Raw genomic sequence first — 25,542 nt, 5'->3', positions numbered from 1 at the left:
TGGCCTCACTCCCGCACCGGTTCGCCAAGCTCGAAGGATTCTTGCGGAAAGTACTTGGCCAGGCGATCGTCCGCGGTGCGTGCGTGTGCCTCCATGCCCTCCAGGCGCGAGATCCGCGCGGTCACCTGCGCCGTTTCCCGGCTGGCTTGCCGCGTCATGCGTTGCCAGGTCACCGTCTTGATGAACTTGTGCACGGACAACCCGCCCGAATAGCGCGCGGCGCCCTTGGTGGGCAGGATATGGTTGGTGCCGCTGGCCTTGTCGCCGAAGGCCACGGTGGTTTCTTCGCCTAGGAACAGTGAGCCGTAGCAGCTCAGCCGGCCAAACCACCAGTCCAGGTCCTCGCAATGGACCTCCAGGTGTTCACTGGCGTATTCGTCGGACACCCGGGCAGCTTCTTCGCGCGTATCGCACAGCACCACTTCGCCATAATCGCGCCAGGCCGCGGAGGCGGCGTCCCGCGCGGTGGGTGGAAGCGCTTCGATCAGTGCCGGCACCCGCTGCAGGACGGCATCGGCCAGTCCTTGGTCGGTCGTGATCAGCCAAGCGGGCGATTCGTGGCCATGCTCGGCCTGGCCGACCAGGTCCGAGGCCACGATGGCGGGGTCGGCCGAGGCGTCGGCAATGATGCAGACCTCCGACGGGCCGGCAAAGACATCGATGCCCACGCTACCGAACAGCATGCGCTTGGCCTCCGCCACGAATTTGTTGCCGGGCCCTACGATGATGTCGGCGGGCCGGCCGGTGAACAGACCGTAGGCCATGGCGGCGATGGCCTGCACGCCGCCCAGCGTCATCACGGCATCCACCCCGGCCACCTGCATGGCGTACAGGACCTGCGGATGGATCCCTTCGCCGCGGTAGGGCGTGGAGCACGCGATGACCATGGGCACGCCGGCCGCCTTGGCGGTGGCGATGCTCATATAGGCCGAGGCGATGTGCGCATAGCGCCCCGTGGGGACATAGCAGCCCGCCACATTCACGGGAATCAGCCGTTGTCCGGCGGTCAGGCCGGGCGAAAGCTCCATCTGAAACTCGCGCACCGATGCCATCTGCGCCTGCGCGAACCTGCGCACCTGGCCGGCGGCGAATTCAATGTCGCGTTTGACGCCGGCGGGGATGGCCGCGGTCCGTTGCTGGATCTCATCGGGGGACACCAGGATATCCCCTTCCCATTTGTCGAGCTGCCTGGCGTAGTCGCGCACCGCGGCCTCGCCGCCGGACTTGATCCTGGCCAGCATTTCGGAAGCGACTTCGCGCGCGGCGGCCTCGTTGCCCTGAGGCGCTTTCGACGCGGATTTGAGTTTGCTGATTGCCATCGTATCGACCTCTGGAGGATGATGGAGGTCAGTTCGCGTTGTTCGCGAAGGCCTTGAGCGCAGGGGTCTGGTCGACGCGCTTCATGTAGTCGTCCGAGATGTAGGTCTTGGGATCCGGCACCTCCGTCAACGTGCCTACGCCCTTCAGGTAGGCGGACAGCGATTCGTACGCCTGGTCCAGAGACGACTTTCCGTTGGCCCGCGACATCAGTTTCAGCTGCTCTTCGAGCGTGAAGATCGGCCGCGCCAGCTCCTGTTCCAGATAGCCGTCGTTCAGCTTGATGCCATTGGCATCGAACAGCTTGCGCAGATAGGCCATCGCCTCGGCCTTGTTGTTCTTTTCGAAGCTGATTGCCCGCAGGTAGACGGCCAGGAATTTGGAGACGGCCTCCGGGTTCTGCTTGGCGAACTCTCCGCGCGCCACCAGCGCTCCGGGTATCATCACGCCCGCGTCCTTGCCGCTGCACACCACCTCCGCCCCGGTCTGGTCGTTCAGGGTGTAGAAGTTGGGCGCCCACGTGCCCGCCAGCATGCCGTTGCCGCCGGTGAAGGCGGACACGAGCTGCGCGGGAGCCAAGGTCACGATGCTGACGTCGCTGCGCTGCATTCCCCATTTCTTCAGGCAGGCCATCGTCGCGTACTCGCCTGTCGAGTTCGGGCTGAGCAGGATCTGCTTGCCCTTGACCTCCTTGGCCGCGTTGCTTCGGACCGCCGCGGCGTTATCCTTGCGCGCCATCACGCCGTTGGCGGTCGACTCGTCATTGGTGATGCCCAGCGTGAGGATGCCGTAGCGCTGCGCGCCCAGCACGGCGGGCGGCGAGCCCGTGCCGCCCACATCCCAGGACTTCGAGGCGGCGCCGGCGATCTGCTGCGCGCCCGCGGGATAGACCACGAACTCCGGTTTCAGCCCGGCTTCGGCCCACCAGTTCTTTTCCGTGGCGATGTAGATGGGCAGCGCCCAATACGCGATCTGATAGCTGACCTTGATGGGCGTCGGCGCCTGGGCCAATGCCGGCGGGCTGATCAGCAGCGCGCACAGCGGCGCCAGGCACAGGCTGAGGATGCGGGGGATTCTCGTCATGCTTTTGTCTCCAGATAGTGGATTCCGGTGTGCATGCGCGAACTGCCGCGCCATTCCCGGATGGCAGGCCCGGCTCTGAGTCCGGACTCATTTTTGAAAGCGCATACAAAGAATAAGCGCGTCAAAATCCCGTTCAACCCCGAGAAAACCCTAGAGATAGACCGCGAATGTTCGATAACGGTATATTCATGACATCAAGTTTCTGAAAGCGCTTTCAACCCATGAAGCGAAATACCAGCCCACTGTCGGGCGACACGCTGAAGTCCATCGCCGCCAGCGGCGGCATTTCCTCGGCCACCTTGTCGCGGGTGCTGAATCACCCGGAAAAAGTGCGGCCCGACCTGCGCGCCCGCGCCATGGCCCTGCTGGCCGAAGCAGGCTATGTACCCCACGGCGCGGCCCGTTCGCTGGCCTCGCGCAAGACCCGCACGATGGGCGCCATCATCCCCACGGTCGACAGCGCCCTGTTCGCCAAGCTGGTCGACGGCATGCAGCAGACCATCCACGACCACGGCTACCAGCTGCTGCTGGCCAGCACCAATTACAGTCCGGCGCGCGAGGCGGGCGAGGTGCGCGCGCTGATAGAGCGCGGCGTGGACGCCATGATGCTGGTCGGCCGTTGCCGCGACCCCGAGCTTTACGAGCTCCTGCAATCCAAGGGCATCCCATTCGTCACCACCTGCCACTACAGCGATTGCGAACCGTGGCCGTCGGTGGGCTGGGACAACGCCGCCGCCGCGCAGCGTATCGCCGACTACCTGCTGGATATCGGCCACCGCCGCCTGGGCGTGATCGCCGGCATCTCCAAGGACAACGACCGCGCCGCCGACCGGATCGCCGGCTTCACGCGCGCGCTGCAACGCCGCGGCATCGAACTGCCGCCGCAGTACGTGATCGAAAAGCCCTACACGGTGCCGGAAGCACGGCGCGCCATGGTCGCGCTGCTGCGGCTCCCGGAGCCGCCCACCGCGGTGATGTGCGGCAACGACATCCTGGCCTACGGCGCGCTGCAGGAATGCCTGTGGCAGAACCTGCGCGTGCCCGAACAGATTTCCATCACGGGCTTCGACAACATCGAAATGGCCGCGCATTGCCGGCCGGGCATTACCACGCTGAATGTGCCCGCCTTCGAGCTGGGTCAGCGCGCCGCCAACATTCTGCTGGCGGCCGACGCCGAGACGCCCCCGGAAAACGTCTGCATCGACCTTGAACTGATCGTCCGCGACACCACCGCGCCGCCTCAAAGCAGCATCAGCGCGCGCCACAGCAGCTGAGTCCACCGTAAAGAGGAAGTCCCATGGGAAACACCGAAGCACCCCGCATCGCATTCCTAGGCCTGGGCGTCATGGGCGGCGCGATGCTGCGCAACCTCGCCGCGCACGGATACGCCGTCTCTGGATATGACGTCGTTCCCGCCGCCATGGAGCGCCTGGCCGATACCGGCTACCGTCGCGCCGAAACGCCGTTCGACGCGGCGCGCGGGTGCGATGTGGCGATCACCATGCTGCCCACTTCCTCTCATGTCCGCGAGGCGCTGTTCGGCCCCGGCGGCGCGGCTGCGGGCCTGAATCGCGGAGCCCTGGTCATCGAGATGAGCACGGGGGATGCCGCCGAGACCGACCGCATCGGCGCCGACCTTGGCGCGCTGGGCCTGCGCTGTATCGATGCGCCAGTGGGACGCACCCCGCGCGAAGCGGCGCAGGGCAAGGCGCTGATCATGGCGGGCGGCGCCCGGGCGGACTTCGATCAGGCGTCCCCGATCTTCGCGGCCATGGCGGACGAAATCGTGCACGTGGGCGGCTTTGGCTCCGGTATCCGCCTGAAGCTCGTCAACAACTATATGTCCATGGTCGGCATGGTCCTTACCGGCGAGGCGCTGATGTTCGCGGCCAAGCTCGGGCTGGACCGCGACACCGTGGTCAAGGTGCTATCCGGCACCACGGCCGGGCGCGGACAGCTCCTGACCAATTTTCCCGGCAAGGTGCTGGCCGGCGACATCACCCCGGACTTTCCCATGCGCATGGGCTACAAGGACATCAACCTGGCCATGAACCTGGCGGCCTCGGTGGGCGCGCCGCTGGGCCTGGGCGGCTATGCCCGCGAGATGTTCGCGCTGGCCCGATCCTGGGGCAGGCAGGAGCAGGACTGTACCGCCATGCTCCTGCTGCTCGAAGACGTCGCGCACCTGGACCGCGGCGCGGCGCACGCCGCCGCCGCCCCGTGAGGCCACGCCATGAGTGAACATACTGCAACCTTGCCGGCGCGCCGTCCGCGCGCCTCCCGCCGCCGGATCACCGTCGGCGTCACCGCCGTGGCGATCGCCTTCGCCATCTGGGCAGCCCTCGCGGCGCTGGGCCTGGTCAACGGCGCGCGCTTCCCCACGCCCGCCACCACCTGGCAGGCCGCCGTCCAGCTGTCTCAGGACTCCGGCTATGCGGGCGGCACGCTGTTCCAGCACATCGGACACAGCCTGCGCCTGGTGTTCCTGGGCTTTCTGGTCGCCATCTCCACCGGCGTGCCGCTGGGCCTGCTCATGGGGTTCAGCAGGCGCTTCGACGCCCTGATCGGGCCGGTCTTTTCATTGCTGCGCCCGATTCCGCCGCTGGCCTGGATTCCGCTGGCCATTCTATGGCTGGGCCTGGGCGATCCGGCCAAGATCTTTCTTATCTGGGTGTCTTCGTTCACCCCGGCACTCATCAACACCTATGCGGGCGTACGCAATATCGATCCGACGCTCATCGAGGCCGCGCGCGTGCATGGCGCGGGCGGCCCGGTGCGGATGCTGCGGGACGTGCTGGTACCGGGTTCCCTGCCCATGATGTTCACGGGCCTGCGCCTGTCGCTGCAGACCGCCTGGATGACCCTGGTCGCCGCGGAGCTCATCGGCGCCTTCATCGGCCTGGGCAAGGTGCTCGACACGGCGGCGCTGGACATCCGGCCGGGCATGATCCTGTACGCGATGATCTGGGTGGGCCTGCTGGGCGCCGTGATGACGCGCGGACTCGAATGGATAGAAAAGAAGGCATTGCCATGGCTACCCTGACGCGCGCCGCGGGCGACTCACCCGCCATCAATGCCGGACTTTCGTGCCTGGGGCTGGGCGGCTTCTTCCTGGCCTGGCACCTGCTGAGCGTGGCAGGCATCTTTCCCGGCAACTATCTGCCCGGGCCGTTGGCCGTGCTGCGGACGATCGTCGAGTTCAGCAGCCAGCCTTATTCCGGCGCCACTCTGTGGGGGCACCTGGGCGCCAGTCTTTACCGCTTCGCCTGCGGCTTCCTGCTGGCCGCCGCGATCGGCATTCCGCTAGGCCTGCTGATGGGCTGGTACCGCTGGCTGGACGACGTGGTGAGCCCGTTCTTCGACGCGCTGCGTTTTGTGGCGCCCATCGCCTGGGTGCCGTTCGCGGGCCTGTGGTTCGGCACGGGCATAGGCGGCCCCACCCTGATCATCTTCGCCGGCGCCTTCCCGCCCTGCCTGATCAGCGCCTACCGGGGCGCCAAGTTCGTGGACATCCGCCTGCTCGAAGCCTCCCGCACGCTGGGCGCCAGCGGACCCCGCATCGTGGCCGAAGTGCTGCTGCCGGCATCGCTGCCGTCCATCCTCGCAGGCTTGCGAGTCAGCGCAGGGATAGGCTGGCAGTCGCTGGTGGGCGCGGAACTGATCGTGGTGGGCAATGGCATCGGCTACATGATGGTGCAAGGCCAGCTCAACGTCGCGACCAATATCGTCATGGCGGGCATGATCGCCATCGGCATCGTCGGCATAGGCATCGATATGGCGCTGCGCATGTTCGAGCGGCGCTTGAAGACGCGCTGGGGACGCTAGACGCATCATTGGCGTGCCAGGAAATCCTGTCGAAGGAGATCAGCGGCGGCGCATGCTTTCCGTTAGTATGGAGCGCGCCGCAACCCTACCCGCCGCCATGCTCAATACTGCCCTGCGCTATTTTCTTGAAGTCGTGGACTCGGGCTCGCTTACCTTGGCCGCGCAGAAGCTGCACGTGGCGCCGTCGGCGGTCAGCCGGATGGTGCGCAAGCTGGAAGAAGAGCACCAGACACTGCTCTTCGACCGGCACGCGCGCGGCATGGTCCTGACCGAGGCCGGGCAACTGTTGAAGGCCTATGCGCGGCGAGCCTCGCTGGAGGCCGAACGCGCCCGCGCCGAGATCCGCGACCTGAACCAGGTCGGACAGAAGCTCATCCGCATTTCGGCCAACCAGGCCTTTGGCCGCGAGCTGCTGCCGCGGGTCATCGGCGAATTCCGCGCGATCGAACCGTCGCTGCGCTTCGATCTGAATATCCTGCAGTCCTCGGAGATCAACCGGCGCGTGCGCGAAGGCGAGGACGACATCGGCATGAGCTACAACCTGTCGCCGCCCCAGGGCGTGCACGTGCAGTATGCGCGCCGCATGCCGGTCATTGCGGTCATGGCGCCGGACCATCCGCTGGCCGGCCGCAAGACCCTGTCGATGCGCGATATCGGCAACCACCCCGTCGCGCTGATGGGCCCGGGCAGCACCATCCGCTTCATCATCGACCTGTGCTGCATGCACGAGAAGATCGAACTCAACGTGGCCATGACCTGCAACAACCAGGGCGCGATCGAGAACAGTTGCCTGCGCTGGGGCGCGATCAGCTTTTCCGGCGACCTCACGGTCATGACCTCGACCGAACGCGGGGAATTGATAAAGATCCCCATGTCCAACACCGAGCTGCATCAGCGCAATATGCATATCCAGACGATGGCGGGCCGGCATCTGCCGTCCAGCGTCACCCGCTTCGTGGAATCGCTGGGCGCGCACATCGATGCCGCCTACGCCCATCCCGCCTGGATGGCTGCCCGGCTGGACACCGCCCGCTAGGCGCGCCGCCTGGGACGCGCGCCGCACGCCTTCCTAGTCCCCCAGATCCGCCGCCCATTCCGGTTCGCGCCAGGCGGCAGCGTCATCCAGCGGCCAGACCGGCCGGGGCAGCCGCTTGAAGTCGATCTGCTTGAGGTTCGGCGTGGTCAGCCCCGGGCTGTCCACGTCGTGGATGCGCTCGTCGGGGAAGAACTCGTCGAAGCCCGCCCGATAATGGCCGCGGCTCTTGACGATCACATGCCCGGCCTGCGCGATGTCGATGCCATGCATCTCCAGCATGGCGGGTTCGGCCAACTGGCGGCGCAGGCTGCCCACCACCACCCTCATGCCCGAATCCACCAGCTCCAGCACGCAGGTCGCGCCCATCGAGAACTTGCGCCCGCGCAGGATGCCGCGCCGGCCCATGCCTTCGCCGTCGGTCAGCTTCAGCACCCTGGCGCGCACCGTGTAACGGCGCGAGTACTCGGTCTCGACCTGGTTGAACACCGCGTCGAATTCCGCCCCGACGCCCAGCTCCCCGGCTCGCGCGGCCAGGGCGGGATCGACGAACACCCCCAGCACCACGCCGGGGATGCGCGCCTGGTCGAACGCCCGCAGCAGCCAGGTGGTGCTGCCCCGCCCGCCACCGCCCGGATTGTCGGCCACGTCCGCGAACAGCAAGGGCTGCGGGGCGGCGCGGGCCAGTTCCACGGCGCGCGCCACGTCCACGGTATTGGCGACATAGCGGCTCCGGTCGGCCCAGCCCGCGCGCGCCACCTGCATGGCCGTGCGGCGAGCCGCCCGCAGGTCGCCGCGCGCGGTGACCGTGATGGTCACGCCGCATTTGGGCAGGTCCGAAAACACGAAGCCCGAACACACCGCCACGTTGGCGATCGGCCCCTCGCCACGCTTCTGCGTCAGCGATGCGCCCAGCGCCACCAGGTCCGCATAAGGCCCGCTGGCCGTCAACAGCGTGACGGAAGGCGGCGTCAGGGGCAGGCGCACATAGGCCGTGACCATGCGCGTGCCGTCCAGGATCTCGCGGATCATGTCGGCCGCTTCCGCTGCCCGCTCGCGCTGGTCCACGTGCGGGTTGGTGCGGTAGGCGATCAGGCCGTCCAGCGCGTCCACGGTTTGCGCCGAGACATTGCAGTGCAGGTCGTGCGTGGCCACGACGGGAACGTCCGGCCCGACGATGGCGCGCAAGAGGCGCATCAGCGTCGCCTCGGTGTCGTCCTCGCCTTCCGCGGACGAGGCCCCATGGTTGGCCACGTACACCGCGTCCACCGGCATGGCGGCGCGCAGGCGCTGCTCCGTCTCGGCCAGGAAGGCGGCCCAGACGCTGGCGCTGGCCGGGCCTCCCGGCGGCGCGCCGATCACGATCAGCGGCGCCGGCGTCCAGCTTCCCGTCTGGTTCATGCGGTCATAAAACCCCGCCACCTCGCTGGGCAGGCGGCTGGGGCCGCGCGCGAGCTCGGAGATGGCCTCGCCCTCCTCCCAGCACTGCGCCTGGAAATCGGCCTCGACCGACAGCGGGCAGAATGCGTTGGATTCCAGGTGAAAGCCAAGAATGGCGACCTTCGGAGCCTTGCTGCTCATACGAAACTCCTTCAGGCCTTGTGCAAGGTGTAGAACAGCGACATCTGCGGCTGGAAATCCTTCCATTCGCGGCGCAGCGCGCTGACCGGATAGCTCGCGCCCAGCGGGATGTAGGGCACGTCCTCGAACACCTGCAACTGGATCTCGCGGCAGATCTTCTTCTGCGCTTCCAGGTCGGGCGCGTTGAACCAGTCCAGGCGCAACTGCTCCAGGCGTTCGCTGGTGGGCCAGCCGAACCAGGCCTGCTTGCCGTTGCCGCGCATCGGCAGGTGGCCCGCCGGGTCCAGGTTGTTGGGGCCGGTGTTGCCCGTGAACGCCACGCTCCAACCGCCCGCCGTGGGCGCTTCCTGATTGTTGCGGCGCTGCACGGCGGTGCCCCAGTCCATGGTCTGCAAGTCCACCTTGAAGCCCAGGCGCTTGAAAAGGTCCGCCGTCACCAGGGCGGCGGCATGCCAGGTCGGGAAGTCCACCGGGTCCAGCAGCACCACGGTCTCGCCCTTGTAGCCGGCCGCCTTGATCGCCGCGCGCGCCGCGTCGATATCGCGCTTGCCGGTGAGCTTCTCCATGCCCGCGTCGCTGTCCATGGGCGAACCGGGCACGAACACGCCGCAGCGGTCGCTCCAGTATTCCGGGAAGTCGGCGCCGTTCATCGCCGTCATGTATTCGGTCTGGTTCACCACGCTGAGCACGGCGCGGCGGATCGCCGGATTGTCGAACGGCGCGTGCAGATGGTTAAAGCGCATCACGCCGATGGTCGGCAGGCTGCGCTTGACCAGATGGATGTTGGGGTCCTGGCTCAGGATGGGCAGGAAGTCGCTGTCCACCATCTCGACGCCGTCCACCTCGTTGGCCTGCAGGGCCGCGATGGCCGTGGCGCGGTCCGGGATGATGTGCCAGTGCACTTCGTCCACGTGCGCCACCTTGGGCCCGGCCGTGAACACCGGTTTCCTGTCGTCCTTGCGCGGCACGTAGCCGCCGAACTTCTCATACACCACGCGCGAGCCGGACACCCACTTGCCGGCGGCAAAGGTAAAGGGGCCGCTGCCGACCATTTCCTTGACCTGCTCGGTCTCCGGCAGCTTGGCCAGGCGTTCCGGCATGATGCCGGCCATGTTGCCGGACTGCCGGCCCAGCGCGTGAAGGATCAGCGGGAAAGGCTTCTTGAGCTGGAACTGGATCGTCTTGTCGTCCAGCGCGGTCAGCGATTCGGTCGACTGCATGAGCGACCGGCCCATCAGGTCCTTCTTGGCCCAGCGCTGGATGCTGGCCACCACGTCCTGCGCGCGCACCGGCGCGCCGTCATGGAACTTCAGGCCGTCGCGCAGCGTGATCTTCCACAGCAGGCCGCCGTTCTCGCTGACGTGGCCGGCGGCCATCTGCGGGCTGGGCAGGTATTGCTCATCCAGCCCATAGAGCGTGTCGAACACCAGTTGGGCGTGCACCTGGGTCATCGCCACGGTGGTGAACATGGGGTCCAGCAAGGTCAGGTCCGCCTGGGGCACCCAGCGGAACGACGCTTTCGCGGGCGCGGCCCACGACAGGCCAGGCAAGGTCCAGGCGGCCGCCGTAGCGGAAGAAGCCAGCAAGAAATTCCTACGATCCATTTTCTATCTCCAGGATAAAAAGGAAAAAACGACGTTCTGTTGCCGCTAGTACGCGCCGCCGATACGGTGGCGCGCCACGAAATGTCCATCACCCACCTGCACCAGGGGCTGCACCACGGGCTCGTCGCCCACCGCCCGGGCCGGACTGGGCAGTTCGCTCAGTTCCAGCGCAGCGCGGCGCCGCTGGGCGGGATCCGCGATCGGCACGGCCTGCATCAGCTTTTTGGTGTAGGCGTGCTGCGGGTTCTCGAAGATCGCCTGGCGCGGTCCGATCTCGACGATCTGGCCCAGGTACATCACCGCCACCCGGTGGCTGATGCGCTCCACCACCGCCATGTCGTGCGAGATGAAGAGATAGCTCACGCCCAGGTCGCGCTGCAGGTCGATCAGCAGGTTCACGATCTGCGCCTGGATGGACACGTCCAGCGCGGACACCGATTCATCGGCGATCAGCACCTTGGGGTCCACCGACAGCGCCCGTGCGATGCAGATGCGCTGGCGCTGTCCGCCGGAGAATTCGTGCGGCCAGCGCCGCATCATCGACGGGTCCAGCCCCACTCTCTCGAAAAGCTCCGCCGTGCGCCGGTCCGCCTGCGCGCCGCTATGCAGGTTGTGGATCAGCATCGGCTCCTTGACGCACTCCCCCACCCGCATGCGCGGGTTCAGCGAGGCAAAGGGATCCTGGAACACGAACTGCATGTTCCGGCGCAGCGCCAGCAGCGACGCCGGATCGTCCTGGCGCACGGGCTTGCCCTGGAATTCGATCGTGCCGCGCGTGGTCTTGGCCAGACGCAGCAGAGAACGGCCGGTGGACGTCTTGCCGCAGCCGGACTCGCCCACCAGGGACAGCGTCTCGCCCGCGTGCAGGTCGAAGCTGACCTGCTCCACCGCATGCACCCGCTTCTTGACCCGGGCGAACACGCCGCCGCGCACATCGAAGCGCGTGACCAGGCCACGCACGCTCAGCACCACCTCGTCCTTGGCCGCCTGAGCGGGCGGCTTCACCGCCTGTCCCGCGTCCGCGTCGGACAGCAGCGGAAAGCGCGCCGGCAGCACAGTTCCCTGCATCGCGCCCAGGCGCGGCACCGCTGCCATCAGCGCCTGGGTGTACGGGTGCTGCGGCGCCTTGAACAGGCCTTGTACATCGTTGTTTTCGACGACGTCGCCGCGGCGCATGACCATGACCCGGTCCGCCACCTCCGCCACCACGCCCATGTCGTGCGTAATGAAGATGACGCCCATGTCCATCTCGCGCTGCAGCTCGCGGATCAGTTGCAGGATCTGCGCCTGGATCGTCACGTCCAGCGCGGTCGTGGGTTCGTCGGCGATCAGCAGCGCCGGCTTGCAGGACAGCGCCATCGCGATCATCACGCGCTGGCGCATGCCGCCGGACAGCTCATGCGGATAGCGCCCCATGATGGCGGCCGCGTCCGGGATGCGCACTTGATCCAGGATGCGGCGGGCAGCGGCCGCGGCCGTCCGGGCATCACCAGGCTGGTGCAGCCGGATCGCCTCGACGATCTGCGAGCCCACGGTGAACACCGGGTTCAGCGAGGTCATGGGCTCCTGGAAGATCATGCCCAGATCGTTGCCGCGCATGGCGCGCATGCTGTCCTCGGAGGCCGCCACCAGGTCCACCAATTGCCCGGGGCCCCGATGGAAGGTCATGCGCCCGCTTTCAATGCGGCCGCCGCCAAACTCCACCAGCCGCATGACCGCCAGCGAAGTCACCGATTTACCCGAACCGGACTCGCCCACGATCGCAAGCGTCTCGCCGCGGTCCACATGCAGGCTCAGGGACTTGACCGCGCGGAACGCGCCGTCGCCGCGGCCAAAGGCAACCGACAGGTCTTCGATCTCCAGCACGCGCCGGCTCTGTGTCGTTGTCGTGTTCATGGTTCAGATCCTCTTGGCCATGCGCGGGTCCACCGCGTCGCGCAGTCCGTCGCCCAGCATGTTGATCGCCAGGATCGTGATGGACAGGAACACCGCCGGGAAAGCGATCAGGTGCGGCTTGATCTGCCACAGCGCGCGCCCTTCGGCCATGATGTTGCCCCACGACGGCACCGAAGGCGGCACGCCCGCGCCGATGAACGACAGGCTGGCCTCGGCCAGGATCGCTACGCCGCAGATATAGGTGGCCTGCACCATCAGCGCGGCCAGCGTGTTCGGGAAAATGTGCCGCAGCACGATGCGCAGCCGGCTGGCGCCGGCGGCCACCGCCGCCTCCACATAGGGTTGTTCACGCAGCGTCAGCACCAGGCCGCGCACCAGGCGCACGACGCGCGGAACCTCGGCGATGGTGATCGCGATGATCACGTTCTGCAGGGACGCGCGGGTCAGCGCGATCAGCGCGATGGCCAGCAGGATCGTCGGGATCGACATGAAGCCGTCCATGATCCGCATCACCACCGCATCCACCCAGCGCACGAATCCCGCCGCCAGGCCGATCAGCACGCCGATCACGGTGGACAGCGCCGCCACGGTGAAGCCCACGATCAGCGACACCCGGGCGCCGTAGATCACCCGCGAATACACGTCGCGACCCAGCAGGTCGGTGCCGAACCAGAATTGCGCGCTCGGGGCGCGCGTGCGGTGGATGGGAGACAGCGCCGTCGGGTCCACCGTTCCGAGCCAGGGCGCGCACAGCGCCATCAGGAACAGCAACAGGAGCAGCGCGCCGCCGACGGCGGTGGTCGGATGCCGCTTGAGAAAGCCGGTAAAGGTATCCATCAGTACTTGATCCTCGGGTCAAAGGCGCGGTAGAGCAGATCGACCAGCAGGTTGACCAGCACGTACATGAAGCTGAACAGCAGGATCACCCCCTGGATGACGGGGTAGTCGCGCCGCAGGATGGCGTCGACCACCAGGCGCCCCAGGCCGGGAATGGAGAAGACCGTCTCGGTCACCACCGTGCCGCTGATCAGCAGGGCCACGCCGCTGCCGATGACGGTGATGATGGGCACCGCCGCGTTCTTCAACGCGTGGCGGAACAGCAGGCCACGGTTGCCCACGCCCTTGGCCCGCGCCGTGCGCACATAGTCCTGGCTCAGGGTCTCCAGCAGCGTCGCCCGCGTGATGCGGGTGATCAGCGCCACGTAGACGCTGCCCAGGGCCAGCGCCGGCAGCACCAGCGTGTGCACCGAGGCCCAGAAGCCCGTGGCAAGCGGCACATAGCCCTGCACCGGGAACCAGCGCAACTGCAGGCCGAAGACCCAGGCCAGCAGATAGCCCACCGCGAACGAGGGCACGGAAAAGCTGAACACCGCCAGGACCATGATGCCGCGGTCCTGCAGGCGGTTGTGCTTCCACGCCGCCAGCGCGCCGATGGGGATGGCCACCGTCACCGACACGATCAGCGTCATCAGCATCAGTGAGAACGTCGGCACCAGCCGCTGGCTGATCATGTGGCTGACGGGCAAGCCTGTGAACAGCGACGTGCCCAGGTCGCCGTGCAGCACGTTCCAGCCCCATTCGCCGAAGCGAAGCAGGAAGGGCTGGTCCAGGCCCAGCGTCGCGCGGATGCGCGCGATGTCCTGCGGCGTGGCGTCCTCGCCGGCCAGCAACGCGGCCGGATCGCCCGGCGCCAGGTCCAGCAGGCCGAACACGAACAGCGCAACGAACAGCATGACGGGCAGCGTCATGAGCAGCCGTCGCAATGTGTACGAAAGCATTGATTCCCCTTGTCTAGTACCGGCCCGGTGCGGTGCCTGGCCGTGATCCCGAAAATCGTCCCGTCTGACAGCACAGGCCGATTGCGGCGAATTCTAGATAGCGGGGAGGTTTCCAACCATATCAATATTTTTAAAAAACCGTTGCCTTTATTAGAATCATCCTGCAAAGCCTTGCCGGGGCTGGATATGCGTCTGGCGGGGCTTAACGGCGGCTAGGGAATTCCCCTAGCGAAAAGCGGGCCCGCAATTCGGGCCAGGCACTCAGGCCTGCCTGGCGCTGTCCAGGATGGCGGCGCGGAACTCCGTCATCAACGGCGACCAGGTCGTGGCATGGCGGGAGATCAGCGCGATACGGCGCTGCAGCGGTTTGCCCAGCGCAAGCGGCAGCACGGCGATATCCCGATCGGTGGCCAGCGCGCTCTGCGGAACGATCGCCAGCAGATCGGAATGGGCCAGGAGCTCGAGCGTACCCTTCGAAAAATGCTCGACTTCCAGCGCGGCGGCCGGCAGGCTCAGGCCCGCCTCGGCGTAGCAGGCATCCAGCGCTTTGCGGGCGATGGCCGTGGGCTTGGGCAGGATCCATCGCTGGCCTTGCAGATCGCGCAGCGACAGTTTCCGGCGGGCGGCCAGCGCATGGTTGCGGCTGGCGGCCACGCACAGCTTGTCTTCGAGGATCGGCTCCTGGTGCAGTGCCGCTGGCACGTCGGCGTAGATGGGGGTGACGGCCAGGTCCAGCTTGCCGCCGGCGACCTGCTCGTTCAGGTCGTCCGACAGCCCCTGCGTCAACTGGATGCGCAGCGCCGGCCGGCGCGGCAAGAGCAGCCGCAGCGCGGGCATCACGATGCTGTCCACGGTGGCTCCCGTTGCGCCGACGCGCAGCAGCCCCGCTTCCCCCACCCGCAACTCCATCGCGTGCCGGACGGCGTCCAGGTACTCGGCCCAGAGTTTCTTCGCGTGTTCCAGGAACACCATGCCCGCCGAGGTCAGGCGCAATCCGCGGCCGCTTCGGTCCAGCAGCGCAAGCCCGGTGTCGGCCTCCAGCCGCTGCAGCGACTTGGACAGCGCGGGTTGGCTGACGCCGCAGTCCACGGCGGCGCGATCCAGATTGCCGTGCTCGACGGCGGCCAGGAAGTACTCGATGTCCCGCAACGACAGATTCATAACCAATATTTATCTAAATACTCAACTTCAGGAATATTACGGTCGGCGCCCACTCCTAGAATCCTGGGATCTACCCGAGCATCCCGAGAGGCGCAGCGCAATGGCAAAAAAGCCGAATATCGTATTGATCGTGGCCGACAACCTGGGCTGGGGCGAGCTTGGCTGCTATGGCGGCGGCGCCTTGCGCGGCGCGCCCACCCCGCACATCGACCGGCTTGCCACGGAAGGCCTGCTGCTGCAGAACTTCAACGTGGAAAGCGACTGCGTGCCGACGCGCTCCGCGCTGATGAGCGGCCGCCACCCCATCCGCACCGGCTGCCTGCAATCCGTGCCGCCCGGCCTGCCGCAGGGCCTCACGCGCGAAGAAATCACGCTCGCGCAGCAACTGTCGGGCCAAGGCTATGCCACCGCGCACTATGGCAAGTGGCATCTGGGCGACGTCCCGGGCCGCTATCCGTCCGACCGTGGCTTCGACGAGTGGTACGGCATCCCGCGCACCACCGACGAAAGCCAGTTCACGGCGTCGATCGGCTTCGATCCGTCGGTGGCCGACATTCCCCACATCATGCAGGGCCAGGCGGGCACCCCGTCGGAAAACGTCAAGGTCTACGACCTGGACACCCGCCGCGGCATCGACGCCGAACTGGTGGACAGGTCCATCGGCTTCATGCGCAAGCACGCCGAGGCGAGCCGCCCCTTCTTCCTGTACCTGCCGCTGGTGCACCTGCACTTCCCCACCCTGCCGCACCCCGACTTCGCCGCCCGCACGGGCGCCGGGGACTTCGCGGATTCCATGGTTGAAATGGATCACCGGGTGGGCCAGATCGCGCAGGCCGTGGACGAACTGAACCTGCGCGACGACACGGTCTTCATCTTCTGCAGCGACAACGGCCCGGAATACCGCAAGCCCTACCGCGGCACCGCCGGCCCGTGGAGCGGCACCTACCACACCGCCATGGAAGGCAGCCTGCGCGTGCCCTTCATCATCCGCTGGCCCGGCCGCGTGCAGCCGGGCCAGGTATCCAACGAGATGGTCCACGTCACCGACCTGTACACCACGCTGTCGCGCATCGGCGGCGCGGCCATCCCGCAGGACAGGCCCATCGACGGCATCGACCAGACCGATTTCTTCACGGGAGCCAGCCCGGCATCGCGGCGCGAAGGCTTCCTGTTCTACATCAAGAACGATCTGCGCGCCGTCAAATGGCGCGACTGGAAGCTGCACTTCTATTGGGAACCCGAGGTCAACGAGGGCAAGGGAAAACTGGAGTCCCCCTACCTGTTCAACCTGAAGCAGGATCCCAAGGAAGAAAGCGACATCCTCATCTTCAACACCTGGGTGCTCGGTCCCATCCTGAAGATGGTGCAGGCGTTCAACCAGTCGTGCGCCGCGCATCCGAACACCCCGCCCGGCAAGCTGGATCCCAGCTAAGACCGCGGCGGTTTGCCAGACAACACAATACAAGGGGAAAAACATGAAATTCGCTATCCGATGCGGTGCGATGCTGCTTGGCTTCGCGCTGCCCGTCGCGGCGGCCAGCGCGGCCGGCACCAAACTGGATTGGCCAGCCAAGCAGATCACCTGGGTGGTCGGCTTCGTGCCGGGCGGAACCGCCGACGTGCTGACCCGCATTGCCGCGCAGGAACTCGCGCGCAAGACGGGGCTGAACGTCATCGTGGAAAACCGTCCTGGCGCATCCGGCGCCATCGCCCTGCAACTGATCGCGCGCAGCAAGGCCGGCGACGGCTATTTGCTGACCGTGCCGGGTCCGCTGATCTATCCCACGCCCCAGCCCGAGATCGGCCGCGAACTGGCGCCCGTGATGCTGATGGCGCAAGGCCCGATGGTTATCGTCGGCCCGGCGAGCGACGCCCGGGACAGCCTGCAGGACGTGCTGGCCGACGCCCGGCGCCGGCCCGAAGCCTGGAGCTATGGCAGCTCCGGCAACGGCACGTCGCAAAACCTGGCGGGCGAATTGCTCAACCAATACGCCGGCACCCGCATCGTGCACGTGCCATACAAGGGCGGCGGCCAGGCGGTGGCGGACGTGGCGGGCGGCCAGATCCCCTTGGCCATCCTGGGATCCGCGCCGGTCATGCCGCAGATCAAGGCCGGCACCCTGAAGGCTTATGCGGTGACCACGCCATACCGGCTGGACAGCCTGCCCGGCGTGCCCACCGTCGAAGAATCCGGCTTCAAGGGCTACGCCGCCAGCCAGTGGTTTTCCGTGGCGGCCAGCAAGGCCATCCCCGGCGAACAGCTCGACCTGATCAACACCGCGCTGCGCGCCGCCGTGGCCACGCCCGAGTTCAAGGCGGCGGTCGACAATGCCGGGATGATCACCGGCGGCGGATCGCGGGATGAGCTGCTGAAGTTCATCCAGGCGGACAACGCCAAGTGGAAAGCACTGATCGATAGCGGGGCGGTGAAGCTGGCGAATTGAGCCTGGCGGCGGCGCCAACACCAGCGCGAGAGCATGCCCCCTGGCCCTGCTGAATGCGGTATCCGCAGAGACGCAGGAAAGAGTCCCAAAACCAGCAACAACATTTGATGCGGAAGGCGATTCAACGCTAGAACGACGGGAGTCCCCGTCTCAGAAAACTCGTGGAAACGGCAACACGCGAAGATGGGCTTGAAAACCTATATAGCTTAGGCTATAAAACAACAAGGCCAGCCAAGCATGTTCTCGATCAACTGGGCCAAAAAGGCGGTCAAGCAATGGCTGAGAGTTCCCGCGGCGGACCAGCGTCGAATTGCTGCCGAGGTCGGCAAATTGAAGTTGTTTCCCAGCGCATCAAATGTCAAGGCGCTTACCAATCACCAATTTGGCTATCGCCTCCGAGTCGGTCAATATCGAATCCTGTTCGATGTCCGATCGACGGTCCGGATAGTGGAAATCCAGGAGGTGAAAAAACGTGATGGCAGCACCTACTGAATTCAGGAAAAAGGCACACATGAGCCTGCACCCAACCATTCTTGAAACAGATGGAAAGCCGGCGTTCGTGGTTCTTCCCTACTCGGAATATCTTGCGCTGACCGGCGCCAAGGGAACCCCCGCCCCTCGCGTCCCTGCGGACGGCACGATTCCGCATGAAGTCGTGACGCTGATGTCCGACAATGACTGGGGCATCATCCGAGCCTGGCGCGAGTACTTGGGAATTACCCAAATTGAAATGGCCGCGCGCCTGGGCATCCGCCAGCCAAGCTATGCCGCGATGGAGGCGCAAGGCGCCAAGACAAAGAGAATTACACGAGAACGGATTGCTGAAGCGCTGGGCCTGCAATTCGACCAGATTGACGTCTGACAACTGCCGGATACATCGAAACGCATGACGCCTGAAATTTCCTCCTCCCACCCCATCGCCATCGACCTCGATCAAGTCGGCGAATACCCCGCCATGACCAAATCCGGCGGCGGCTATTTCTACGATGACGTGCTGGAATACCGCGTGTGGGTGCACCCGCATGCGGGTGGCGAGGATCTGCATGACGGCGACGACTATTACTACGCCTTCGCCACCTTTGAAGAGGCCGCGGAATGCTCGGATGAAACGCCCGGCGCCGAGCAACCGCTGGTGCTGGTGAGGCAGTTTGAATCGATCAATGAGCCGACGCCGGGCGTGTTCGAGCACTACACGGCCGAGCGGATCACGGAGTGGCGCGTGGAATGGCTGGCGGACTGCAAGCGCACCGCGTCGTCCATTCCGGATTTCCTGAAAAGCCGGGGGCACTGACGCGCCCGATGCGGAAACGGAAGGCCTGCGCAGGCCGCCCGATTCCGCTGGCGCTTCAGCTCATGTACACGCCGCCATTGATGGCGTAGTTGGCGCCCGTGACAAAGGCCGCGTCGTCCGACGCCAGCCAGGCGCACAGGCCCGCCAAGTCCTCGGCCGTCCCCAACCGCCCCACCGGCACGCTTTCGACGATGCGGTCCAGCAGCGCCGGCGGAAATGCCTTGACCGTGTCATCGGCGATGAAGCCGGGCGACACCAGGTTCACCGTCACGCCGCGCGCCGCGACCTCCTGCGCCAGCGACCGCGTAAAGCCGATCACCGCCCCCTTGGCCGTGGCGTAGTTGATCTGGCCGATCTGGCCTTTCTCGGCCGCGACCGAACCGATGTTGATGATGCGGCCCCAGCCACGGTCCGACATGCTGTCCACGACCTGCTTGGTGCTGTTGAACAGCGTGTCCAGGTTGCTGCGCAGCACCGCCGACCAGTCGGCGTATCCCATCTGCCGGAAACGCATGTCCAGCATCGACCCGGCGTTGTTCACCAGCACATCGATCTCACCGATTTCACGGCGCACCTTGGCGAACGCCGCCTCGGTGGATGCCCAGTCCGTGGCGTCGCCTTCGGAGGCGCTGAAGTCGTATCCCAGGGACTTCTGTTCCTTCAGCCAATGATCCTTGCGGGACGAGCGGGGTCCGCAGCCGGCGATCACCCGGTGGCCGGCGCGGTGAAGCGCCTGGCAGATCGCGGTCCCCGTGTGGCCCATCCCGCTGGTGACGTAAGCAATGCGCAAAGCCATGAACGTTCCTTTATCAGAGTGCGGCGCGGACGCCGCGGGTCAGGCGACGGAGCCCACCAGCGGGAACAGTCCGAATGCCAGGGCGGCCACCAGCATCACCAGGCAGACCATCGTGGCCCACTTCAGCGCATAGCGCTGGTGGTCGCCGAATTCCACGCCGGCCAGGCCGACGAGCAGATAGGTGGACGGCACCAGCGGACTGAGCAAATGCACCGGCTGGCCGATCAGCGACGCGCGCGCCATTTCCACGGGCGAAATCCCGTACCCCTGCGCGGCTTCGCTCAGGATCGGCAGCACGCCGAAGTAAAAGGCATCGTTCGACATGAAGAACGTGAACGGCAGGCTGACCAGCGCGGTGATGCCGGCCAGATAGGGGCCCAGCGCGTCGGGAATCACGGCGAGCAGGCTGCGCGACATGGCTTCCACCATGCCGGTTCCGGACAGGATGCCCGTGAAGATGCCGGCCGCGAAAATCAGCGATACGACCGACAGCACATTGCCCGCGTGCTGCGCCACGCGGCGGCGCTGCTCGGCCAGGTTCGGGTAGTTGATGATCAGCGCAACCGCGAACGCGATCATGAACAGCACCGGCAGAGGCAGCACGCCCAGCACCAGGCTCACCATCAGCGCGAGCGTCAGGCCGGCGTTCACCCATAGCAGCTTGGGGCGGCGCAGGTCATGGTCCACCTCGATCTCGGGCAGATTCTTGGGGCCGTCCTCGTCATAGCCGGCATGCAGCGATGCCCCTTCCGGCAGCGCCAGCACGCCCAGACGGCGGCGCTCCCGCAGGCCCAGGAAGACCGCCAGCACCAGGATCGCCACGATGGACACGCCCATCACGGGCACCAGCGGCACGAAGATGTCGCCCGCATCCACATGCAGGGCGCTGGCGGCGCGCGCGGTCGGCCCGCCCCACGGCGTCAGGTTCATGACGCCGCTGGCCAGCATCGCCAGGCAGGTCATCGACAGCGCGTTCATTTTCAGCCGGCGGTACAGCGGCAGCATCGACGCCACCACGATCATGTAGGTGGTCGATCCGTCCCCGTCCAGGGAGATCACCAGCGCCAGCACGGTGGTGCCGACCACGATCTTCAGCGGATCGCCCTTCACCGCGCGCAGGATGCGGCCCACGATGGGATCGAACAGCCCTGCGTCGATCATCACGCCGAAGTACAGGATCGCGAACATCAGCATCACACCCGTGGGCGCGATCTTGCGGATGCCGTCCAGCATCATCTTGTCGATGCCGGCGCCAAAGCCGCCCAGCAAGGCAAAGATAATAGGGACAAGGATCAGCGCAACCAGGGGCGATAGGCGCTTGGTCATGATCAGCGTCATGAACGTGATCACCATGCCGAAGCCAAGCAGGGTCAGAAGCATGAGGGTTATCTCCGACTAGTCGTTGTTATGTGTGGCTGCCGCCGGCGGGGGAAGCAGGCCTGCAAGACTAGGAAGAAAAGCTGTCTGGAACCTGTCGTTTTCGTTGGCGCGGGCGGCGCGGGCGGCCATCAACCCGTGCGACAATCGGCGCATGCGTATCCTGGTAATCGAAGACGATGAAGATCTGGCTGACGCGCTCGTGCGCCGGCTGCGTCGCCTTGGCCATGCCGTCGATTGCCAGAACGACGGCATGAGCGCGGACGGGGTCCTGCAGTACGAAACCTTCGACCTCGTCATCCTGGACATCGGCCTGCCCCGCATGTCGGGCTTCGACATCCTGCACCGCCTGCGCGATCGCGGCAGCAAGACGCCCGTGCTGGCGCTGACCGCCCGCATCGACATCGAAGACCGCGTCCACGCCCTGGATACCGGCGCCGACGACTACCTGGCCAAGCCCTTCGACTTCCGCGAACTGGAAGCCCGCTGCCGCGCCCTGCTGCGCCGTCCCATCGCGCAGGCTGCCGGCGTGCTGCGCTTTGGCGAACTGGTCATCGACAGCGCGGCGCGCCAGGTCACTCTGGCCGGGCAACGCATAGAGCTGCCCAAGCGGGAATACAGCCTGCTGGAAATCCTGCTGGCCGGCATGAACCGCGCCGTCAGCAAGACGGAGATCGCCAACAAGCTTTTCGCTTTCGACGACGAGGCCGCGCCCAACGCCATCGAGGTCTACATTGCCCGGTTGCGGCGCAAGCTGGAAGGCTCGCCGCTGCGCATCGAAACGCAGCGTGGCACCGGCTACCTGCTGACGGCGGCGCAAGACAGCGCGGACGGTTCCGCGTCCGTGGCGCCCCGGGACTAGACCCGGCGCGACGCATGCTTCAGCATGACTAACCCTCCGCCCGTGCAGCACCGCCGCATCTCCGTGCGCCGCCGCCTGCTGGCCATGCTGCTCGCGCTGTTCCTGACCGGCCTGGGCGCGCTCTACCTGCTGGTGCGCGGCTATGCCCACCAGACCGCCGACACCACCTACGACCAGCTTCTGCGCGCCTCCGTGCTGTCGATGGCCGACAGCCTGCAACTGGTGCGGGGAGAATGGCAGATGGACATGCCCTATGCGGCCTTGGCGCTGCTGGAGCAAGCCCCGCGCGACCGCGTCTTCTACCGGGTCGCGGCCGCGGGCGGGACCTTGATCTCCGGCTATGCCGGCCTGCCCGCGCCGCCGGCCAGCGCCAATGCCGAGGCCGCGGACTCGCCCCAGCTATACGAGGCCGCCTTCCAGGGCGAACCCGTGCGCATCGCCTGGATGGAACGCAAGATCGCCGGCCCCCGCGAAACCGAAACCGCCATCATCCAGGTTGCGCAGACGCGCGAAGCCCGCGATGCGCTGGCCGCCAGCATCCTGTGGCAAGGCACGCTGGCGCTGCTCGGCTTCACCGCCGCCGTCCTCGCGCTGGCCTACTGGGGCCTGCACCGGTCGCTTTCACCCATTCAGCGCGTGGAGCGCGAACTGGCCGGGCGCAGCGCCTCCGATCTGCATCCCATTGCCGCCCCGGTGCCCGAAGAGCTGGACAACCTGGTGCATTCGCTGGACGGCTTCATGGCGCGCCTGTCGGAAAACCTGGACACCCTGCGTCTCTTCATCGCCGAGGCCGCGCACCAACTGCGCACGCCGCTGGCGGCGCTGCACGCGCAGATGGAGGTCGCGCTGGACGAAGAAGATCCCGCCGAGCAGCGCCGCAGCCTGCTGGCCGTGCTGCGCAACGCCGAAAAGCTGTCGCGGCTGGTCAACCAGTTGCTCAGCGACGCGAGCGTCATCCATCGCAGCAACGTCAGGCAGTTCCACCCCGTCGACCTGGCCGAGCTGCTGCGTCAGGCGGTCTACGACACGGTGCCGCAGGCCGATCCCCAACCCGACGTCCGCCTGCACCTGCCGGATACGGCTGACGGAACGGCGGCTGACGGCGCGGCGGCCGAAGGCGCGGCTGAAGGCGCGGCCGCCGGCGCCCCGCCAGCCGGCCGCTCTGCGACAGTCCTGGGCGACAGCCTGATGCTGCGCGAGGCCTTCAAGAACCTGATCGACAACGCCCTGCGTCACGGCGCCACGGACGACGGCCACATCGACGTGCGGCTGGACCGGCAAGGCGGCGACTGGCGCATCACCGTGTCCGATCAGGGGCCCGGCATCCCGCCCGCGCTGGCCAACACCGCCTTCGAGCGCTTTGCGCGCGGCCCCAATCCCCGCGCGCCCGGCGCCGGGCTGGGGCTGTCCATCATCAAGCGGGTCGTCGATACCCATCAGGGCAGGCTCAATCTGAGCAACCGGGTGGGCGGCGGCCTGGACGCCGTCATCACGTTGCCCGCCATTTCAGACCATGCCTGACGCCCTGACTCCCCTGCGCTATCTTGCCGCCGCGGCCACCCTGGCGCTGGCCGCGGCCGGCCACGCCGCGGAAGTGAGCGGCAGCGGCCTGAGCCTGGGCCCCGCCGACAGCAACAACGTGCTGGTCGTGCATGCTTCCAACAGCGTGCAGGTGTTTCGCGGCGTGCTGGAAGACTTCAGCACGATGAACCCCGCCGTGCGCCTGGAATACACCGAGTTATCCACCCAGGCGCTCTATGCCGAAACCGTCGCCCGCGCCGAGCAGGCGCCGGCTTCCCGCCTGGGGCCCGACCTGGTCATCAGCAGCGCCATGGACCTGCAGACCAAGCTGGTCAACGACGGCTACGCGCGGGTGCATGTCTCGCCCGAGACGCAGGCGCTGCCCGGCTGGGCCAACTGGCGCGACGAGGTCTTCAGCATCGGCACCGATCCCATCGTCATGGTCTACAACACGCGCAAGCTCGACCCCGCGCGCGTGCCGCGCACCCGGCGCGAATTGCTTTCTCTGCTGCAGGCGCCCGACCAGCCGCTGGCCGGCCAGATCTCCACGTACGACGTGCAGGGCAGCGGCATCGGCTACCTGGCGGCCACCCAGGACACGCGCCTGGACAGCATGGCCGGCGCGCTCCTGGCGGCCTTCGGGCGCAATGGCGTCTCCATCCACGAATCCACGGAGCATGCCCTGGACAAGCTGGAGCGCGGCGAGATCACGCTGGCCTACAACCTGCTCGAGTCCTATACCCGGCACCGCATCGACCAAGGCGCGCCGCTGGCCATCATTTACCCGCAGGACTACACGCTGATGCTGTCGCGTTCCGCGATCATTCCACGGCAGGCGCCGCGCGGCGACCTGGGCGCGATGTTCCTGGACTATCTGCTGTCGCCGCGTGGCCAGGAAGCCCTGGCCCGGCAGTCCGGCATGCGGCCGGTCAGCGCGTCGGTCGTTCCGGCGGCGGGCGTGCGGCCGGTGGCGCTGGGCGTCGGGCTGCTGGTGTATCTGGATCCGCTGAAGAAGCGGCACTTCCTCGATCTCTGGCGGGCGGCGATCTTCCCGCCCGGCCAGGCCCCCGCCCGCTGAGGGGCATGCCCGCTGCGGGGCGTGCCCGCTGAGGGGCATACCTGCTAAGGGGCATATCCGCTAAGCGGCATATCCACTAAGGGGCGTGCCGCGGGGCGCTGGCCGGCTGGCGCGCCTACCTCAACGCCACGCTCATGCCGCCGTCGGCCATCACCACCGCGCCCACGATGTAGCTGGCCTTTTCCGACGCCAGGAATGCAATGACCTCCGCGATCTCGCGCGGCTCGGCCGCGCGCCGGATCGGCGCGTTCTTGCCATGCTCGGCCAGGAACTTGCGCCCATCGGCATGGATATGGTTGGTGATGTTGGTGACCACATCTCCCGAACCCACCGCGTTCACGCGGATGCCATGGTCGATCGCTTCGAGCGAGAGCGCGCGGGTCAGTTGCGCCAGCGCGCCCTTGGACGCCGCGTAGGCGGCAATCGTCGGAAAGGCCTGATGGCACGCGTACGAACCCACGTTCACGATCGAGCCCTTGCCGGCCGGCACCATCACGCGCATGGCCTCGCGGGAAAACAGGAACGCGCCGGTGGCGTTCACCGCCTGGATGCCGTTCCAGTCGTCCAGCGTCATGTCGATGACGGGCTTGTTGATGATGATGCCGGCGTTGTTCACCAGGATGTCCAGCCTGCCGTAATGGTCCATCGCGGTCTTCGCCGCCAGCGCGGCGCTCTCTTCGCGGGCCACGTCGGCCACCAGTGGCACGATGCCGGGGCGCGCCAGCGCGCGCACGTCGTCCTGCCGGTCGACAGCCACCACGCTTGCACCCTGCGCATGCAGCAGTTCCAGCGTGGCTTGGCCGATGCCGCTTGCCGCGCCGGTCACGATGGCCACCTGGCCGAAGAATGGTTTATCCGCGGTATTGAAAGTCGTCATGAGGAAAGTTCCTTGGGT

24 protein-coding genes are annotated in these 25,542 nt (G+C 66.7%); 13 read left to right on the top strand and 11 right to left on the bottom strand.

The window, feature by feature from the left end:
• Positions 1-5: 5 nt before the first annotated feature.
• Both hisD and ASE30_RS12745 read right to left on the bottom strand, forming a co-directional pair.
• On the bottom strand, positions 6-1,319 hold the full coding sequence (gene hisD, locus ASE30_RS12750; protein WP_057284678.1) for a histidinol dehydrogenase: 1,314 nt from the start codon (positions 1,317-1,319) through the stop codon (positions 6-8).
• A 28-nt stretch (positions 1,320-1,347) separates the two neighbouring features.
• Positions 1,348-2,400: an ABC transporter substrate-binding protein gene (locus tag ASE30_RS12745; protein ID WP_057284677.1), complete on the bottom strand. Its 1,053-nt coding sequence runs from the start codon at positions 2,398-2,400 to the stop codon at positions 1,348-1,350.
• A 221-nt stretch (positions 2,401-2,621) separates the two neighbouring features.
• Between ASE30_RS12745 and ASE30_RS12740 the strand changes: the two genes are divergently transcribed.
• From ASE30_RS12740 to ASE30_RS12720, 5 genes are all read left to right on the top strand, one after another.
• A complete protein-coding gene (locus tag ASE30_RS12740; RefSeq protein ID WP_057284676.1) occupies positions 2,622-3,674 on the top strand; it encodes a substrate-binding domain-containing protein in 1,053 nt (350 codons plus the stop codon).
• Between the two features lie 23 nt (positions 3,675-3,697).
• Positions 3,698-4,624, top strand: a complete 927-nt coding sequence (locus ASE30_RS12735) for an NAD(P)-dependent oxidoreductase (RefSeq protein WP_057284675.1) — start codon at positions 3,698-3,700, stop codon at positions 4,622-4,624.
• A gap of 9 nt (positions 4,625-4,633) precedes the next feature.
• Complete coding sequence (locus ASE30_RS12730) at positions 4,634-5,443, top strand: ABC transporter permease (protein ID WP_057284674.1); 810 nt, start codon at positions 4,634-4,636, stop codon at positions 5,441-5,443.
• Positions 5,431-6,225, top strand: a complete 795-nt coding sequence (locus ASE30_RS12725; RefSeq protein WP_057284673.1) for an ABC transporter permease — start codon at positions 5,431-5,433, stop codon at positions 6,223-6,225. The genes ASE30_RS12730 and ASE30_RS12725 overlap by 13 nt, the downstream gene beginning before the upstream one ends.
• 97 nt (positions 6,226-6,322) lie before the next feature.
• Positions 6,323-7,261, top strand: coding sequence for a LysR family transcriptional regulator (locus tag ASE30_RS12720; RefSeq protein ID WP_057285184.1), 939 nt, complete (start codon positions 6,323-6,325; stop codon positions 7,259-7,261).
• Between the two features lie 33 nt (positions 7,262-7,294).
• On the opposite strand, the gene ASE30_RS12715 is transcribed toward ASE30_RS12720, so the two are convergent.
• The 6 genes from ASE30_RS12715 to ASE30_RS12690 form a co-directional block, all read right to left on the bottom strand.
• Entirely contained in the window at positions 7,295-8,839 is a 1,545-nt protein-coding gene (locus tag ASE30_RS12715) for a M81 family metallopeptidase (RefSeq protein WP_057284672.1), read from the bottom strand.
• An 11-nt stretch (positions 8,840-8,850) separates the two neighbouring features.
• Entirely contained in the window at positions 8,851-10,443 is a 1,593-nt protein-coding gene (locus ASE30_RS12710) for an ABC transporter substrate-binding protein (RefSeq protein ID WP_057284671.1), read from the bottom strand.
• Positions 10,444-10,488: 45 nt separating this feature from the next.
• The gene (locus tag ASE30_RS12705; protein ID WP_057284670.1) at positions 10,489-12,339 is read right to left on the bottom strand and encodes a dipeptide ABC transporter ATP-binding protein; all 1,851 of its coding nucleotides are present in this window, start codon (positions 12,337-12,339) and stop codon (positions 10,489-10,491) included.
• A 3-nt stretch (positions 12,340-12,342) separates the two neighbouring features.
• A complete protein-coding gene (locus ASE30_RS12700; protein ID WP_057284669.1) occupies positions 12,343-13,176 on the bottom strand; it encodes an ABC transporter permease in 834 nt (277 codons plus the stop codon).
• Positions 13,176-14,117 carry an ABC transporter permease gene (locus ASE30_RS12695; protein WP_057284668.1) on the bottom strand — a complete coding sequence of 314 codons (942 nt, stop codon included), beginning with the start codon at positions 14,115-14,117 and terminating at the stop codon, positions 13,176-13,178. The genes ASE30_RS12700 and ASE30_RS12695 overlap by 1 nt, the downstream gene beginning before the upstream one ends.
• Positions 14,118-14,378: 261 nt before the next feature.
• Positions 14,379-15,278 carry a LysR family transcriptional regulator gene (locus ASE30_RS12690; protein WP_057284667.1) on the bottom strand — a complete coding sequence of 300 codons (900 nt, stop codon included), beginning with the start codon at positions 15,276-15,278 and terminating at the stop codon, positions 14,379-14,381.
• 100 nt (positions 15,279-15,378) lie between these two features.
• On the opposite strand from ASE30_RS12690, the gene ASE30_RS12685 reads away from it, so the two are divergent.
• The 5 genes from ASE30_RS12685 to ASE30_RS12670 all read left to right on the top strand — a co-directional run bounded on the left by ASE30_RS12685 (position 15,379) and on the right by ASE30_RS12670 (position 19,013).
• Positions 15,379-16,710, top strand: coding sequence for an arylsulfatase (locus ASE30_RS12685; protein WP_057284666.1), 1,332 nt, complete (start codon positions 15,379-15,381; stop codon positions 16,708-16,710).
• Positions 16,711-16,753: 43 nt separating this feature from the next.
• Complete coding sequence (locus ASE30_RS12680; RefSeq protein WP_057284665.1) at positions 16,754-17,722, top strand: tripartite tricarboxylate transporter substrate binding protein; 969 nt, start codon at positions 16,754-16,756, stop codon at positions 17,720-17,722.
• Positions 17,723-17,959: 237 nt separating this feature from the next.
• Positions 17,960-18,214, top strand: a complete 255-nt coding sequence (locus tag ASE30_RS28530; RefSeq protein ID WP_082601569.1) for a type II toxin-antitoxin system RelE/ParE family toxin — start codon at positions 17,960-17,962, stop codon at positions 18,212-18,214.
• Between the two features lie 19 nt (positions 18,215-18,233).
• On the top strand, positions 18,234-18,584 hold the full coding sequence (locus tag ASE30_RS12675; RefSeq protein ID WP_057284664.1) for a helix-turn-helix domain-containing protein: 351 nt from the start codon (positions 18,234-18,236) through the stop codon (positions 18,582-18,584).
• Between the two features lie 24 nt (positions 18,585-18,608).
• Complete coding sequence (locus tag ASE30_RS12670; RefSeq protein WP_057284663.1) at positions 18,609-19,013, top strand: hypothetical protein; 405 nt, start codon at positions 18,609-18,611, stop codon at positions 19,011-19,013.
• A 55-nt stretch (positions 19,014-19,068) separates the two neighbouring features.
• Here ASE30_RS12670 and ASE30_RS12665 read toward each other — a convergent pair whose 3' ends face one another.
• The gene (locus ASE30_RS12665; protein WP_057284662.1) at positions 19,069-19,809 is read right to left on the bottom strand and encodes an SDR family oxidoreductase; all 741 of its coding nucleotides are present in this window, start codon (positions 19,807-19,809) and stop codon (positions 19,069-19,071) included.
• 39 nt (positions 19,810-19,848) lie between these two features.
• Positions 19,849-21,189 carry a CitMHS family transporter gene (locus tag ASE30_RS12660; RefSeq protein WP_057284661.1) on the bottom strand — a complete coding sequence of 447 codons (1,341 nt, stop codon included), beginning with the start codon at positions 21,187-21,189 and terminating at the stop codon, positions 19,849-19,851.
• Between the two features lie 151 nt (positions 21,190-21,340).
• Between ASE30_RS12660 and ASE30_RS12655 the strand changes: the two genes are divergently transcribed.
• From ASE30_RS12655 to ASE30_RS12645, 3 genes are read left to right on the top strand one after another with little or no spacing between them, the layout of a single operon-like run.
• Entirely contained in the window at positions 21,341-22,048 is a 708-nt protein-coding gene (locus ASE30_RS12655; protein WP_057285183.1) for a response regulator transcription factor, read from the top strand.
• A gap of 24 nt (positions 22,049-22,072) precedes the next feature.
• Positions 22,073-23,569 carry a sensor histidine kinase gene (locus ASE30_RS12650; RefSeq protein ID WP_057284660.1) on the top strand — a complete coding sequence of 499 codons (1,497 nt, stop codon included), beginning with the start codon at positions 22,073-22,075 and terminating at the stop codon, positions 23,567-23,569.
• Positions 23,562-24,647 carry an ABC transporter substrate-binding protein gene (locus tag ASE30_RS12645; RefSeq protein WP_057284659.1) on the top strand — a complete coding sequence of 362 codons (1,086 nt, stop codon included), beginning with the start codon at positions 23,562-23,564 and terminating at the stop codon, positions 24,645-24,647. Before ASE30_RS12650 ends, ASE30_RS12645 begins: the two co-directional genes overlap by 8 nt.
• A gap of 115 nt (positions 24,648-24,762) precedes the next feature.
• Here the strand turns inward: ASE30_RS12645 and ASE30_RS12640 are convergent, their stop codons facing one another.
• Positions 24,763-25,524 (bottom strand): SDR family NAD(P)-dependent oxidoreductase, encoded by a 762-nt coding sequence (locus ASE30_RS12640; protein ID WP_057284658.1) that lies wholly within the window; start codon positions 25,522-25,524, stop codon positions 24,763-24,765.
• Positions 25,525-25,542: the final 18 nt, after the last annotated feature.

It is taken from the genome of Achromobacter sp. Root83 (genome assembly GCF_001428845.1).
Classification (GTDB): domain Bacteria; phylum Pseudomonadota; class Gammaproteobacteria; order Burkholderiales; family Burkholderiaceae_B; genus Achromobacter.
The sequence above is the reverse complement of the archived record's forward strand: the minus strand, read 5'-3'. Positions and strand labels throughout refer to the sequence as shown.

Bases quoted from the DNA above. Each gene is read 5' to 3' on its own strand.
- hisD (WP_057284678.1), bottom strand. From the start codon at position 1,319: ATGGCAATCAGCAAACTCAAATCCGCGTCGAAAGCGCCTCAGGGCAAC.
- ASE30_RS12745 (WP_057284677.1), bottom strand. From the start codon at position 2,400: ATGACGAGAATCCCCCGCATCCTCAGCCTGTGCCTGGCGCCGCTGTGC.
- ASE30_RS12740 (WP_057284676.1), top strand. From the start codon at position 2,622: ATGAAGCGAAATACCAGCCCACTGTCGGGCGACACGCTGAAGTCCATC.
- ASE30_RS12735 (WP_057284675.1), top strand. From the start codon at position 3,698: ATGGGAAACACCGAAGCACCCCGCATCGCATTCCTAGGCCTGGGCGTC.
- ASE30_RS12730 (WP_057284674.1), top strand. From the start codon at position 4,634: ATGAGTGAACATACTGCAACCTTGCCGGCGCGCCGTCCGCGCGCCTCC.
- ASE30_RS12725 (WP_057284673.1), top strand. From the start codon at position 5,431: ATGGCTACCCTGACGCGCGCCGCGGGCGACTCACCCGCCATCAATGCC.
- ASE30_RS12720 (WP_057285184.1), top strand. From the start codon at position 6,323: ATGCTCAATACTGCCCTGCGCTATTTTCTTGAAGTCGTGGACTCGGGC.
- ASE30_RS12715 (WP_057284672.1), bottom strand. From the start codon at position 8,839: ATGAGCAGCAAGGCTCCGAAGGTCGCCATTCTTGGCTTTCACCTGGAA.
- ASE30_RS12710 (WP_057284671.1), bottom strand. From the start codon at position 10,443: ATGGATCGTAGGAATTTCTTGCTGGCTTCTTCCGCTACGGCGGCCGCC.
- ASE30_RS12705 (WP_057284670.1), bottom strand. From the start codon at position 12,339: ATGAACACGACAACGACACAGAGCCGGCGCGTGCTGGAGATCGAAGAC.
- ASE30_RS12700 (WP_057284669.1), bottom strand. From the start codon at position 13,176: ATGGATACCTTTACCGGCTTTCTCAAGCGGCATCCGACCACCGCCGTC.
- ASE30_RS12695 (WP_057284668.1), bottom strand. From the start codon at position 14,117: ATGCTTTCGTACACATTGCGACGGCTGCTCATGACGCTGCCCGTCATG.
- ASE30_RS12690 (WP_057284667.1), bottom strand. From the start codon at position 15,278: ATGAATCTGTCGTTGCGGGACATCGAGTACTTCCTGGCCGCCGTCGAG.
- ASE30_RS12685 (WP_057284666.1), top strand. From the start codon at position 15,379: ATGGCAAAAAAGCCGAATATCGTATTGATCGTGGCCGACAACCTGGGC.
- ASE30_RS12680 (WP_057284665.1), top strand. From the start codon at position 16,754: ATGAAATTCGCTATCCGATGCGGTGCGATGCTGCTTGGCTTCGCGCTG.
- ASE30_RS28530 (WP_082601569.1), top strand. From the start codon at position 17,960: ATGTTCTCGATCAACTGGGCCAAAAAGGCGGTCAAGCAATGGCTGAGA.
- ASE30_RS12675 (WP_057284664.1), top strand. From the start codon at position 18,234: ATGAGCCTGCACCCAACCATTCTTGAAACAGATGGAAAGCCGGCGTTC.
- ASE30_RS12670 (WP_057284663.1), top strand. From the start codon at position 18,609: ATGACGCCTGAAATTTCCTCCTCCCACCCCATCGCCATCGACCTCGAT.
- ASE30_RS12665 (WP_057284662.1), bottom strand. From the start codon at position 19,809: ATGGCTTTGCGCATTGCTTACGTCACCAGCGGGATGGGCCACACGGGG.
- ASE30_RS12660 (WP_057284661.1), bottom strand. From the start codon at position 21,189: ATGCTTCTGACCCTGCTTGGCTTCGGCATGGTGATCACGTTCATGACG.
- ASE30_RS12655 (WP_057285183.1), top strand. From the start codon at position 21,341: ATGCGTATCCTGGTAATCGAAGACGATGAAGATCTGGCTGACGCGCTC.
- ASE30_RS12650 (WP_057284660.1), top strand. From the start codon at position 22,073: ATGACTAACCCTCCGCCCGTGCAGCACCGCCGCATCTCCGTGCGCCGC.
- ASE30_RS12645 (WP_057284659.1), top strand. From the start codon at position 23,562: ATGCCTGACGCCCTGACTCCCCTGCGCTATCTTGCCGCCGCGGCCACC.
- ASE30_RS12640 (WP_057284658.1), bottom strand. From the start codon at position 25,524: ATGACGACTTTCAATACCGCGGATAAACCATTCTTCGGCCAGGTGGCC.